We start from the raw sequence: 13,712 nt of genomic DNA on the forward strand, positions 1-13,712 counted from the left end.
CGCCGGGCCGGTGCGGAAAACCGGTCGTCCCCCGAAGCGACCAATTTAGACGGATTCGGACGGCAGAACGTTTCCGGAAAGGCGGTGGCGGCACCGAGTTGCCGCCAGCTCATCGGGACAGGCTTCACGGACCGCGGCCCGATTCCTGACGCTCCCGCCGTTTGTCCTTGACAGTGGTTGCCGGCGGTCCTAGGCTCCACTGTTCTTTCCGCACGCCTCCTCGATCCCGGCGTCCGCCATCGTCCGTTCCCACGCGTTTCACGGACTCATGGAGGAGGAGTCAGCGATGCCACAGCGTGTTATCGGCCGCATCGTCGTATGTGGGGTCGTCGCCGCGGCGGCGAGCCTGCTCGGCGCCACCGGGGGAGCGCAGCAGTCCGCTCCCGCGGACAAGGGCCACTGGGTGATGGCGACGCTGGTCACCGTCCAGCCCGGCACGGGCGCCGACTACGTCGAGTTCCAGAAGAACGAGGTCATACCGGCCCAGAAGAAAGGAGGCCTGCCGGGGCGCACGGCCTACAGCAGCGGCGTGTTCGGCGAGACCGGGACGTTCGCGTTCTTCACGCCCGTCACGAGCCTCGCCGCGTTCGATGGCGAGTCTCCCGTCCGCAAGGCACTCGGGGCGGAGGGCGCGGCGGCGCTCGGCGCGCGAGGCGCGAAGTTGACCGCCGCGCGGCGCGTGCTGCTGGCGCGAACGCGGCCTGACCTGTCGTACAACCCCGATCCGAACGCCGCGCCGTCGCCGCTTGCGCTCGTGACCAGAGTGGAGATCGCGCCGGGCAAGCGCGGGGAGTTCGAGACGTTGGTCAAGAAACACGTCGTGCCCGTGATGCAGCAGGCGAAAGTGAAGTCGTACCAGATGCTCGAAGTCGTGTACGGCGATGCGGGCGGGACGTACTTTTCCGCGGTCGGCTACGACACCTACGAGGCGATCGGCAAGGGACACCCGTTCCAGATCGTGCTGGGAGAGGAAGGCGCCAAACGGCTCGAGGCGAACTTCACCGGCGTCGTCACGCGGCTCGAGCGCTTCGTCGTGCGGTACCGCGCGGACCTGAGCTTCGCGTCCACGCCACCCACCAACTGACCACCATCAATTGCATCATGCGCCGCCCGGCCATGGCCGGGCGGCGCAGTCCAACCTACCGGTACCGCACCCCGCGCTTGACGACGACGTCCACGCGCTGCAGGAGCGTGACGTCCCGCAGCACGTCGCCGCGCACGGCGATGATGTCCGCGTACTTGCCGGGCGTGACGGTGCCCACCTCGGAGGCCTTCCTCATCGCCACCGACGGCCAGTACGTGGCCGCGCGGATCGCTTCGATCGGCGGCACGCCCATCGCGTTCACCCACGCGTCGATCTCGCGCCACGTGCTCTGCGTGTGGAACTGCATCGGGATGCCGCTGTCGGTGCCCACGAGCTGCACGACGCCCGCTTCGCGCAGCTGCTGGAACTTGCGCTTCAGCGTCGGCCGGCGCGCGGGCGTGAGCTGATAATAAGGAAGCCGATCGGGGTGCTCGAGCGACTTCCGCACGTCCTCGACGATCGCGGGGGGCAGCCCCTCGTGCCACGCCGGATCGTCCATGAACTCCGGGTTGTCGCGCAGGTACTCGTAGTTGAGGAGCCCCTCGACGGTCGGCGTCCACCACAACGGCCCCAGGCTCATCTGCGCCGTGCGCTCGCGCACCATCGCCATCACGTCGTCCGGATACTCGGGCGCGCTCGAGAGACCGGTGTGCTCGAAGTTATCCACGCCCGCCTGGAGGCCGCGCCGGATCTCCTCCGGCCGGTGCGAGTGCGCGACGACCGGCAGCCGGTGGCTGTGCGCCTGCTCGACCACGGTCCGCACCTCCTCCATCGTCATCTGGTCCTGATCGATCAGCTTGATCACGTCCACGCCCGCCCGGGCGAGCCGCTCCACCTTCTCGCGCGCGTCGGCGGCGCCGGACACGCCCCAGCGGAACGCTTCCGTCCCGGGATACGGCTCGTGCTGGATGAACGGTCCGGACACGTACAGCGTGGCGCCGGCAATCTCGCCCCGGTTGATGCGGTCGCGGACGTTGATGCTGGCCTCGAGCGGCGCGCCGAGATCGCGCGCGCTCGTCACGCCCGCCATCAGGAGCTGTCTTGCCGCCGCCGGCATGATCACCGACTCGAACTGCGCGGGATACGTCTTGTCCCAGTGCGCGTAGTCGGAGTGCCCGGCGAGCATGGTGTGCACGTGCATGTCCCAGAGCCCGGGCAGCACGGTCATCCCCTCGGTGGAGACGAGGTCAGCCCCGTGCGGAACGGCGAGAGAGCCGACCTGCCCGACGCGCGCGATGCGCTCGCCTTCGATGACGATGACGCTGTTGCGAAGCGGGTGGCTGCCGAAGCCGTCGATCAGCGTTCCGCCGACCAGTGCCTTGACGCGCGCGTTGCGGGCGGACGGCTGGGGCGCCGGGGCGGCGAGGAGGCCAGCCGCCACGCACACGAACAGAAGGAATGGGAGAGAACGTTTGGGCATCGGGAGAGTATATGCGGGGTTCAGGATAGACGTTTCCGCCAACGTCCTCTTGTACCGCCGTTCGGGCGATGTCGCGCGCGCCGCCGGTGCCGTCGAGCGGGAGTTCGGGCGCCGCACGCCTCGACCCGCCGCTCATTGGCGCCGATACCAGACGATCCGATCCCCTCTCTCGCTCCCGTCAGGCAGGCGCATGTAGATCACGTCCGTGTAGGCAATCGACTCGAGCGGAACGGCGGGCAGCTCGAAGACAATCGTGTTCGAGAGGAACAGCCCGCCAGGCCGCAGCATCCGCGCGATGTTGGCGAGCGCCAGCGACTGTTCGAACACGTCGTAGTACACGAGCACGTCGGTTGCGATGATGAGATCGAAGCGTTCGTCAACCGCCAGGGGCTCCAGCCGCTGCAAGACGATGTTCAGATCGTGTGGGTCGAGGGACCGCACGATCTCGGGGCGAACACTGACGGCGCGGACCTGTACGTGTCCCACCCCCGGCGGCGCGGCGAGAGGCTTCGCCGGCTCGCCAACCCGATCGCCGAAACGTTCCCAGTAGTTCACCAGGGTCGTGCTCCAGGGCAGGTCCATGTCGCGCGGCACATGCAGCACGTAGCGCCGGCCCGCCGGCGCGCGTTGGCGGGCGGCGGCCAGGTGCCGGTTGATCCGCCGGCTCACGTCGAAGGTCGTCACGCGCAGTCCGGGCGCCGCCAGGCCGAGGCGCAGCAGGGAATCGGCGACCGCGAAGGGCTGGATGCTCTGTTCCGGGTAGAAGTCGTAGCCGTCGTGCTTGTCGGTGAAATCCAGGCCCGGTCCGACGATGCCGACGCGCCGGACGCCGCCGGGGGCCAACAGGCTCTTTGACGTGATGGCTGCAAGCGCCTGGTCGAGGCCGAGGTTGACGTATATCGACGTGTCCGACGACAGGCCGCGATCGCGAAACATCGTGGAGCGCTCGCGCAATGCCGCGCCCGCACGAGCCGCGGTGGACAGCGACGGCTGGGCCCGGGTGAAGCCGGCAACCTCGCCGGCCACGCGCGTGAGGCTGTCGTACAGGAAGCGGCGTATCTGTTCCCTCCCCGCGGCGCTGTCCGGGTTCATCCCTCTCGCTTCGACGACTTCCCGCGCGAACTGCACTCGCTCGTTCGTCCCGGGGGCGCGCAGGGCGGCCACGAAGTCTTCCACGCGCGAGGACACCACCGGTCGCACGTCGCCGCGCGCGAGGGCGATCGCCGACAGGTCGCGTTCGGTCGCGCGCGGCCGGGTCGTGAAGCTCGTGCCGTAGAGCAGCAGGTTGACGATCGAGTCTTCGTCGCCGCGCGCGAGCCTGGCGCGGATCGCCGAGTCGCGCCGCGAGACCCACGCCGCCCACGTCGATTCGCGCGCGGCCGCCGGCGTCGCGCCGAGATCGGCGGGCAGCACGTCCCTGCGCAACGCCTCGAGGATCGGTTTGGCGTCGGTGTATGGAATCTCGCGGACGCCGCTGGCGGCGCCGGTCAGCGCGGCCCCGAGCAGAATCGCGATCAGGATCGACGGCGCCCGGCGCGCGGCCATCGGTCTTTCCATATCTAGAAGGCGAGCAGCCTCGTGAGCTTGACCGTGAAGGCCCGCTCCAGCACACCGCCGCCCGAAGAGTCACGCCGCTCGGTATAGACGACAAACAGGTCGCTGAGCGGCGAGTGGATGTAATCGAGCCGGAAGTTGAGGACGCGGTGATCGGCCGCCGAGTTGTACTGGAAGAACCCGCTGGCGAAGAACACCGTGGAGAGGCTGGCCCGGGCCCGCAGGCCGATCAGATCGGTACTGAACGATCGTCCGTCCAGCGTGATGTCGCTCCGATCGAGCGAGAGGTCGAAGGCGAGCTGCGGCCGCGCGCGCCACGCCAGGGAGGCGTTGAGGGTGGTCTTCTCGCCGCCGAAGTAGCCGCCCGTGCTCAGCCCCGCGCGCCCGGAGAACCGCCTGCCCGCGCTGGAGCGATACGCCACGCCAAGCTGACCGAAATCGTAGTCGCCGGCCCGGACGGTGGCGTTTCCCGACACGCGGAACGGCTGGAAGACGCGCTCGAACGCGTCACGGTACTCCACCTCCAGCGAACCGCCATCGAGGAACTGCGTATCGAGGCCGTAGTTCACCGTCCGGGTTTCGAGCACGGAGTTCAGGTCCGTGATGTAGTCCATCTCCACGTACGGATTCACCTCCTGTACGAAGCGGATGGAGGGCTGTGGATGGATGCCGACGGTGGCGTAGTGCTGCCGCATCGATCCGCGGCGGACGAAGCCCATCGCCGGCCGGAATCCATCGCCGACCTGCTTGACGAAGGCCGCCGCGTTCCACAGCCGATCGCGCCAGCCGACGGTGACTCGCCCGGCCCCCTTATCACCGGTGAGCCCCGGCTGCGCCGTCGCCGCGGCGTACGTGTTGACGATCAGGTTGTTCAGAAAGCGCACGTTGGCGTCCACGCCGAAGCTGCGGTTGTACGCGACACCGGGCCCCTCGCTGGTCTTCTGCCGGTTGGTCAGCAGGAATCCGACGTCGGCCCGCCCGCGCACGTTCCGGCGCAGGCGCAGCACCGTGAAGTTCTCGGCCGGCCAGCTGCCGCGCGCCTCGGTCTGCATGTTCAGGAGGCCGACCTGGAACCCCGCGGCCTTTCCGGTCAGCCGCGCGCCGCCGAGAATCGGGAGCGGCTGCCCCGAGGGCGTCAGGCCGATGCGCCTCGAGTGGAACAACGAGAAATCCTGGAGCGTCGCCCCCAGGCGGTAGTTGCGCTCCGTGAGGTCGCCGAAGGAAAAGGTGCCCGAGTTCTCGACGAAGAAGTCCCGCTTCTCCGGAAAGAACAGGCTGAACCGCGTGAGGTTCACCTGCTCCTGGTCCACTTCGACCTGCGAGAAGTCGGTCCGCAGCGTGAGGTCCAGCGTCAACTGGGGCGTCACGCCGTACTTGAGATCCAGGCCGCCGTCAAAGTCGCCGCCCCTGTCGATGCCCGGCGGCAGGGCGGCGCCGGTGGTACTGCCCCCCAGCACGTACGGCTTCAGCCAGAAATTCCTGCCCGCCCTGAGGTCCGTGAGGCCGTCGAGCAGACCGGCCCTGGACATGCGGTGGATCTGGTGCCGGCGATCCAGCGGCGCCCAGAACGAATCCTCGTTCTTCCGCCGGATGCGGCGCAGCAGATTCATGCCCCAGACGTGCTCGCGCACCGAGGGGTCGAACCGCAGCGTCGTAAACGGGATCGCCAATTCGACGCTCCAGCCGCGGGCGTCGCGATGCGTGCGCACGTGCAGGGCGCCTTCCCACGCCTGGTTCTCGGACCGGCTGTCGTCGAAGATCTGCACGTCCTTCATCGCCCCGCCCGGGTTGACGAGGAACATGAAGCCGTTGCGTCGATCGAGGAACGTGTCCAGCGTGATGCCGAAGATGTCGCTGTTCACGCTGTCGAAGTCCTGCTCGAGGCTGGGCACCACCAGCTTTTCCGGCTCCGAATCGAAACAGAAGGCGCCGATGTACAGGTTCTGGTCGTCGTAGACGATCCGGACCTCCGTGGACTCGCTGGCCGGCCGCCCCGTCTGGGGTTTGGACTGGATGAATCCTGACAGCGGCTCGACGGCGCGCCACGCCTCGTCTTCGAGTACACCGTCCACGACGATTGGGGTGTGGATGCGGACCGCCGTGGCCCGCGGGCGAGGCGCGGCCTGCGGGTTGATGGCAGGGGTCTGCGCCGCGGCGAGGACCGGCCACAGGGCGGCAGCGGCGATGCCCGGGATTGCCGAGCGAGACACGATCATGGCTTGGCGAGCGTAGCCGAAAACGCGCGACTTCCCGCGTCTGTGAATTGTAAAGAGTTGTCTAGGAAACGTCTCCGTAAATTGCTTTGACAACGCTCGATCCCGCGACTAGCATGCGCCACCTTGCGGAACTCGTCCCTGTGCTCGCCGCGCCGCAGGCAGCATGGCGCTCTGCCGGCCTCGTCTGCGATCGCGCTGGCGAGCGCCCGCGTCGCGTTGCTGCTTTCCCTGCCCGGCCTTGTCTCCGCCGCGCCGGCTGCGGAAGCGTCGATCACGATGCGCGCCGTGCGGCTGGCCGCGCCGCTCGCCCTCGACGGCCGCCTGGACGAGACCGTCTATGGGGAGGTCCCCTCCACGACAGACTTCGTCCAGCAGTATCCCCGCGGCGGCGAGCCGGCGACCGAGCAGACCGAGGCGTGGGTGTTCTTTGACGCGACGCATGTCTACGTGGCGCTTCGCTGCTGGGACAGCCAGCCCGATCGGATGGTGGCGGACGAGATGCGCCGGGACAACACCAACATCTGGCTCAACGACAACGTCATTGTCGTGCTCGACACGTTCCACGATCGCCGGAGCGCCTTCTTCTTCCAGACCAATCCGCTGGGCGGCGTGCGCGACGCGCTCGTCATCAACGAGAGCAGCGTGAACTACGACTGGAACACCGTCTGGGATGTGAGGAGCCAGCGGACCGAACACGGCTGGACGACCGAGATGGCGATTCCGTTCAAGTCACTGCGCTACCCGGCAACCTCCCCGCAACGCTGGGGCTTCAACGTCATGCGCGTCGTGCGGTCGAAGAACGAGCAGACGCTGCTGTCGGGCGTGCCGCCGACCTACGGCGCACAGGGATTCTCCAACCTCGCCTTTGCGGCGGCGCTGGAGGGCATCGAGCCGCCCGACGGCACGTTCAACCTCCAGGTGGAACCGTACGCGATCGCGAACGCCACGACCAACACGGTGGCGCGGCGCGACGATCTCGACGCGGCGATCGGTTTCGATGCGCGGTACGCGGTCACGAGCAGCCTCACGCTGGACTTCACGTACAACACCGACTTCGCGCAGGTCGAGATCGACGAACAGCAGGTGAACCTCACGCGGTTCAGCCTGTTCTTTCCCGAGAAACGGGACTTCTTCCTCGAGGGGCAGGGGGTCTTCGATTTCGCGGGCTCGGGCGCCAGGCGGGCGACGGCGGTCGATGACACGCCGACGCTCTTCTTCAGCCGGCGGATCGGGCTGAGCGAAGGGCAGCCGATTGCCATCCAGGCCGGCGCACGGCTGATGGGGCGCGTCGGGCCGACGTCGATCGGCGTGCTGAACATCCAGACGGAGGAGGCGCCGGAGGCGGGCGCCGCGGCGACCAACTTCTCGGTCGTCCGGATCAAGCACGACGTGCTGCGGCGCAGCAGCGTGGGACTGATCGCGACACGCCGCAGCCCCACGATCGCCGGTCGGGGCTCGAATCAGGTGTACGGCGCGGACGCCAACCTCGTGTTCTTCGAGAATCTCCAGATCAACGGGTACTACGCGACCTCGGAGACGACCGGCCTCTCCGGTGACGCCTCCAGCCACAGGGCGCAGGCACGCTATGCCGCCGATCGCTACGGCCTCGAGGTGGAGCACCTCAAGGTTGGCCCGGCGTTCAACCCCGAGATCGGATTCATGCGCCGGGAAAACTTCCGCCGGAGCTACGCGCTCGCCAGGTTCAGCCCACGCCCGCGCTCGCTCCCCGGCGTCCGAAAGCTGGCCTGGGAGGCGAGCATCAGCCGGTACACCGGCGCGGACGGCGCGCTCGAGACCCAGCAGGAAGTGGGCACGTTTCGCACGGACCTCCACAACAGCGACTGGTTCAGCGTGAGTTACATCCACAGCCACGAGGTCCTGCCACGCGCGTTTCGCGTGGCCGGCGGCGCCGTGGTTCCACGAGGCGAGTACAGGTTCCAGGAGGTCGAAGCGACGTACCAGCTCGGGCCGCAGCGGCGAGTCAACGGCACGTTCACGCTGAGGAGCGGCGGCTTCTTCGCGGGGGAGCGCACCGAGTTCGGGTATACAGGGCGCGCGCGGATCACACGGAGGTTCGCGGTGGAGCCGCGCGCAGCCGTCAACTGGATCGACGTGCCCGAGCGCGCCTATCGCGTCACGTTGCTCGGCGCACGTCCCACGTTCGCGCTGACGCCAAGGATGTTCGTCAGCGCCCTCGTCCAGTACAACTCGGCGCTCCGCTCGCTGGAAATGAATGCGCGGCTCCGCTGGGAGTACCAGCCGGGCAGCGACCTGTTCCTCGTCTACGCCGATGGACGCGACACCGCAGCCAGGGGCTATCCGGACTTGCAGAACCGCGCCATCGCCGTGAAGCTGTCGCGCTTCCTTCAGTTCTGAGCCGTTTTCGACGCCGGGCCGCGCTTGACGTCCCGGACCATCCGCTTGATCTGCTCGCGCATCTGCACCGCGTCGAATACCACGCCACCCCGGATCGTGTACTTGACGCCGCCCACGCGCTCGGTCCGCCCCTTCTCCGCGCTGTAGCGGAGGTGCCCCGTCCCATAGAGGACCTTCAGGTTGACGAGCGGGTTCTGATCGACCAGGAACAGGTCCGCGATCTTGCCAACCTCCACGCTGCCGAGGTCGTTGTCGACGCCGAGGAACTCGGCGCCATAGAGCGTGGCCGAGCGAATGACCTCCGTGGTGTTCAGCCCCGCCTGCTGGAGCAGCTCCAGTTCCCGGATCAGGCCGAAGCCGTAGAGGCCGTAGCCGCTTCCCGAGTCGGACCCCGCGACAATCCGGCCGCCACGGCGGTTGTATTCCTTCAGGAACCGTTGCCACTTGTAGAAGAAGTGATACCAGTTCGCCTCGTCCTCCGTCTTCCAGTCGAGGATCCCGGGATGGTTGCCGATCTGCAGCTCCCAGCCCGCCAGGAGGCCGGGAGAGGAGAACTCATCGTGCCAGTCCGCCCGCCGCCGCGCCGCGGTGTCCCGCAAGTAGTCGTAAAAGAACTGTGTGGGGGCGAGCGTGAAGTCCAGCCCGAGGAGTTCATCCATCACCTTGTTCCATTCCGGTGAACCCGGCTCGACGGCCTGCTGCCACGTGCGGCCCGCATCACGCCAGCGGTCCTGCTCGTTGTTGTACACGTAGTCCGGCTCCCAATGGGGGATGCTCCGTTCGGCGAGCATCGATTCCGCCAGCCCGTACCAGTGGTCCTGGCGCCCCAGGCCCATGCGCGCAGCCTCCACGATGTTGAGGCGCCCGGCGCCCCGCTGCTCGAGGTGCATGGTGGTCTTCAGCCCGAGCTGGCGCGCCTCCTCGAGGATCGCCGCCGTCACCTTCGGTGGATTGCCTCTCAGCTTCAGCCCCACGGCGCCGGCCTTCGTGACCGCCCGGACCCACTCGCGGCCTCGCTCCGGCGTCGTGATCGGACCCGCGAAATCGAAACCTACCGGGTAGCCGTCCGTTGACAGCCGCGCGTAGGGAAACACCCGCGGAGCGATGACTTCGTTGTTGCGTACCTTGCCACTGAGATCGACGGTCCATTTCAGCCCGTCGCTGCTCACGACGTCCACGACCGCCGTAATCCCGTGAGCGAGGTTCAGGTAGTAGTAGTACTCGGGGCCGAGGCCGGTCCGCTTCGAGGCCGGTCCGGGAATGTGGACGTGCGAGTCGATCAGACCCGGGAGCAGATACATGCCGCGCGCGTCGATCTCGTGATCGCCTCGCGCCGGGCGGCCCGCTTCGTCGATCCTGCCCAGGGGATGTCCCGCGATCCTGATCTGCGTGATGCGATCGCCTTCCACGACGACGTCCGCCGGACCATAGGGAGGACCGCCGGTGCCGTCGACGATCATCGCGCCGCGGATCGCCAGTCGTTTGAACGGACCCTGTTGCAGCGTCTGTCCGTCGGATTGCGCGGGCACTCCGCTCAGAAAGACCAGCGTGAGCGCAGCGAACAGCAGGGCGCGGCGTCTATCGATCATCGCAACGCGGTTGTATGACATGGTTCCCTCTCAAGACAGAGGCGCGGTGGCGAAAGTCGGCCAAGTCTAGAAGCGGGATGGCGGGCTGTCAACGGCGCCGGGCGTCGATGACAGCAAATTCGGGAACGCCGCTCGCGCACGACGCGCAGCGGGGCTGCGTACGCGTCGGCCTCTCCGGATCTCTGTTTGTCACCGCCATGTAATTAGATGTCTCCGCGCGGTTTGTGCCTTGCCTGACCCTCCGGATTGGGGCACACTCCGCTCGCCGTTTGTGGAGGCGGGTGTCGGCAGTCGTGTTCATGCGCAATGGGGAGGGGATTGTGATGGAGATGAGACCGCGGATGCTGATCGCCCTGCTCGCCGCGCTCGCCCTGATGAGCGGGCTGGCGTCGGCGCAGGGGCGCGCAGAAGGATCAATCGCAGGACAGGTACAGGACGGCACGGGAGCGATCCTGCCGGGCGTGACTGTCGTCGCGACGAATGAAGCCACGGGCTTCACGCGCGAAGCCGTCGCGGATGCCGAAGGAAACTTCCGACTGCCCGCCCTGCCCCCAGGCTCGTACGTGGTCACCGCGACGCTGACCGGTTTCTCGACGTTCAAGAGAAGCGTGGTGGTCTCCGTCGGATCCGAGAACCGGCTGACCATTCCGCTCGCGGTCGGCAGCATCCAGGAGAGCGTGACGATCACCGGAGAAGCGCCGCTCGTGGACACCTCGCGGACGGAGCAGGCGTCGACGATCGCCGAGAGCGAGGTCCGCGCGCTGCCCACCAACAGCCGTGACTTCCTCGAGTTCGCTCTGTTGAGCCCCGGCGTCGTCCGCGGCCGGACGAGCGGAGCGGGGTGGGGCGGCGACGCCGGCTTCTCGGCCTCCGGCAACCGCGGGGACCAGAACGGCATCAACATCGACGGCCTGGTCAACAAGACCATGGACACCGGTGAAGAGATCGGGAACTTCAGCCAGGAGGCGGTGCAGGAATTCCAGGTCGTGACGCAGAGCGCGCCGGCCGAGTACGGCGGCGCGGCGGGCGGCACGATCAACGCCGTCACCAAATCGGGCACGAACCAGCTGTCCGGTTACGGGTTCATGTTCCTGCGGCACAACGCGTTCGACAAGCCCGCGTTCAACTGCTGCGAGACGGGGACCGACGGCGTCAGGACCGCTGTTCCCGAGGACGAGGCGGACGAGTTCCAGCGCCTGATCACGGGGATCGCGATCGGCGGGCCGATCAGGAAGGACAAGGCGTTCTTCTACGCCGTGTTCGACCGCACCAGCAACAACGAGCCGCGCATCCGGACGATCCGCCAGACGACGATCGACACCGTGCGGCGCATCGCGCTGCCGAACATCGCCGACGACGAATCGAACCGGGTGACGCAGTTCAAGCCGAAGTCGACGAAGGGGTCGATCAAGGTCGACTACACGCTGTCGCGCAAGCACAACGCGTCCGTGCGGTACTCGTTCGCCGACAACTTCTCGCCGGCGGGAACCGCGAACGGCCAGACGTCGATCGACGTGTCGTCGGAGAGCAAGAACCGCTTCAACCTCGCGAGCGCGTCGCTGACGTCGTTCCTCTCGGAGAAGACGCTGAACACGCTGCGGTTCCAGTACAACGACGACAACAACGAGGTGAGCTGGCCGCACCGCGGCGGCCTCGAGAACATCACGAACTGGGACGCCGGGCTCCTCATCAGCGGCGGGACCGGCGGGACCTTCGGCGGCGGCAGCTCGGGCAGCTTGAACAAGCACACCTGGGAGACGAAGTGGGAACTCCAGGACACGGTGACCGTGTACCGCGACAACCACCAGATGAAGTTCGGCGGCCAGCTGATGACCGTGCAGTTCTTCCAGAACTACATGTTCTACACGCTCGGTGAATGGCGTTTCAGCGATCTGAACGCGTTCGTCGCGGGGCGGCCGAACTCCTTCATCCAGGGGTTCGGACCCGCCGCCGCCTATATCACGCCGAAGGTCATGAGCGGTTTCGTCCAGGACGAGTGGCAGCCGAGCAACAGCCTGACGATCAACTACGGGATCCGGTACGAGTACCACAAGTTCCCGGCCGACGTGACGAACTTCGATCTGCGGGAGGCGGTCATCGACCCGCAGACCGGCAAGTACGACGTGTCGAGCAACGGGTCCTCGCTGATGGGCGGGTTCAAGAACGACACGAACAACGTCGCGCCGCGCGTGGGGCTCTCGTGGGCCATCAATGACAAGACGGTCCTCCGCGCCGGCGGCGGGATGTACTACGGCAGCACCTACTACGGCGAGATGACGCAGGGCATGTCCTGGAGCTCCGACCGCTACCGGCGGTACGATTTCACGTCGGTGGACGCGGCGGCGCTGTGGGCGCAGCTGCGCGATCCCAAGAGCGCGATCTACAACAACGGCGAGCTTCGCCTCGCGACGCCGCCTTCGGGCAAGCTGTACTCGAACATCGCGCACAACACCGATCTGAAGACGCCGCAGTCCACCCAGCTGTCGGTGGGCCTCGAGCGGCAGCTGACCGGCAACATCGCCGCGCAGGTCACCGGCCTCTGGTCGCGCGGGCGGAACAACATCCGGGCGATGCACGTCAACCCGCAGGCGGCGGTCTTCTACCCGGCCGGCTCGCGGCTCCCGTCGAACGTCACCACGCCGTTCGACGTGGACTATCGCGGCGGCACGCGGCCGGATACGACGCGCGAGAACCTGATCCAGTACGAGATGAACGGCCGCATGAGCTACAAGGGGCTGTCCGCGTCGTTGACGGGGCGCTTCTCCGGCCTGAACGTCCGGCTGATGTACAGCTACAACGATACGTGGGACGACGCCACGGCGATCACGTCGCGCAACACGCCATCGGAGACGGACTATCCCAACGGCGAGTGGTCCAAGTCGGTCCTGAGCACGACCCACAGCTTCAGGGGCTCGGCCGTCTACGAGACGCCAAAGACCTGGGGGGCCTTCGCGCGTGACTGGCAGCTCTCCACGATCGTGAACATCGAAGGGGGGCACCCGTTCCAGGTCCAGGCCGGCTTCGACTTCAACAACGACACCGTGACGACGGACCGCCCGATAGGCGTCCCGCGCAACGCGCTGTGGACCGACGGCTACAGGAACGTCGACATGCGCGTCGCCCGGTTCATTCCGCTGGGCGGCCGCATGAAGGCGGAAGTGATCTTCGAGATCTTCAACCTGCTGAACGCGAAGCACTACAGCAACTACATCGATACGCTGTATGTCTCCGCGGGGGGCGGGCGCTACAACCCACGGCCGGACTTCGCCGGGTTCGCGGCGAGCGCCGACCTGAACCAGCGCGACTTCGACCGCGTTCCGGGCGACATCGGCCTGAGCGCGGCGCAGCGGAGGAACGGCGTGGCCGACCCGTTCCAGGGCCAGCTCGCGATTCGTCTGCGCTTCTAGTCCATCGCACGAGCGCGTCCGCGGGGCGACCCTCCACGCCCCGCGGACGCGCGGCCGCTCGTCGCC

Annotated in this window: 7 protein-coding genes; 3 read left to right on the forward strand and 4 right to left on the reverse strand. The window is 67.4% G+C overall.

Annotated features, from left to right (window positions below):
- The first annotated feature begins 286 nt into the window (after positions 1-286).
- Entirely contained in the window at positions 287-1,084 is a 798-nt protein-coding gene (locus HYU53_02580) for a hypothetical protein (GenBank protein ID MBI2220074.1), read from the forward strand.
- Positions 1,085-1,139: 55 nt separating this feature from the next.
- On the opposite strand, the gene HYU53_02585 is transcribed toward HYU53_02580, so the two are convergent.
- The 3 genes from HYU53_02585 to HYU53_02595 all read right to left on the reverse strand — a co-directional run bounded on the left by HYU53_02585 (position 1,140) and on the right by HYU53_02595 (position 6,268).
- The gene (locus HYU53_02585; protein MBI2220075.1) at positions 1,140-2,504 is read right to left on the reverse strand and encodes an amidohydrolase family protein; all 1,365 of its coding nucleotides are present in this window, start codon (positions 2,502-2,504) and stop codon (positions 1,140-1,142) included.
- Between the two features lie 132 nt (positions 2,505-2,636).
- Complete coding sequence (locus HYU53_02590) at positions 2,637-4,049, reverse strand: methyltransferase domain-containing protein (protein MBI2220076.1); 1,413 nt, start codon at positions 4,047-4,049, stop codon at positions 2,637-2,639.
- A 14-nt stretch (positions 4,050-4,063) separates the two neighbouring features.
- A complete protein-coding gene (locus tag HYU53_02595; protein ID MBI2220077.1) occupies positions 4,064-6,268 on the reverse strand; it encodes a carbohydrate binding family 9 domain-containing protein in 2,205 nt (734 codons plus the stop codon).
- A gap of 129 nt (positions 6,269-6,397) precedes the next feature.
- On the opposite strand from HYU53_02595, the gene HYU53_02600 reads away from it, so the two are divergent.
- Positions 6,398-8,650, forward strand: a complete 2,253-nt coding sequence (locus HYU53_02600) for a carbohydrate binding family 9 domain-containing protein (GenBank protein MBI2220078.1) — start codon at positions 6,398-6,400, stop codon at positions 8,648-8,650.
- Here the strand turns inward: HYU53_02600 and HYU53_02605 are convergent.
- Positions 8,641-10,260 (reverse strand): amidohydrolase family protein, encoded by a 1,620-nt coding sequence (locus HYU53_02605; protein MBI2220079.1) that lies wholly within the window; start codon positions 10,258-10,260, stop codon positions 8,641-8,643. The two genes, HYU53_02600 and HYU53_02605, sit on opposite strands and share 10 nt — an antisense overlap.
- 302 nt (positions 10,261-10,562) lie before the next feature.
- On the opposite strand from HYU53_02605, the gene HYU53_02610 reads away from it, so the two are divergent.
- A complete protein-coding gene (locus HYU53_02610; GenBank protein ID MBI2220080.1) occupies positions 10,563-13,646 on the forward strand; it encodes a TonB-dependent receptor in 3,084 nt (1,027 codons plus the stop codon).
- Positions 13,647-13,712 lie beyond the last annotated feature (66 nt).

It is taken from the genome of Acidobacteriota bacterium, from assembly GCA_016184105.1.
Taxonomy (GTDB): Bacteria; Acidobacteriota; Vicinamibacteria; order Vicinamibacterales; family 2-12-FULL-66-21; genus JACPDI01.

What these genes read in the sequence shown, in the direction of transcription:
- HYU53_02580 (MBI2220074.1), top strand. Translation starts at nt 287, where the DNA reads ATGCCACAGCGTGTTATCGGCCGCATCGTCGTATGTGGGGTCGTCGCC.
- HYU53_02585 (MBI2220075.1), bottom strand. Translation starts at nt 2,504, where the DNA reads ATGCCCAAACGTTCTCTCCCATTCCTTCTGTTCGTGTGCGTGGCGGCT.
- HYU53_02590 (MBI2220076.1), bottom strand. Translation starts at nt 4,049, where the DNA reads ATGGCCGCGCGCCGGGCGCCGTCGATCCTGATCGCGATTCTGCTCGGG.
- HYU53_02605 (MBI2220079.1), bottom strand. Translation starts at nt 10,260, where the DNA reads ATGTCATACAACCGCGTTGCGATGATCGATAGACGCCGCGCCCTGCTG.
- HYU53_02610 (MBI2220080.1), top strand. Translation starts at nt 10,563, where the DNA reads ATGGAGATGAGACCGCGGATGCTGATCGCCCTGCTCGCCGCGCTCGCC.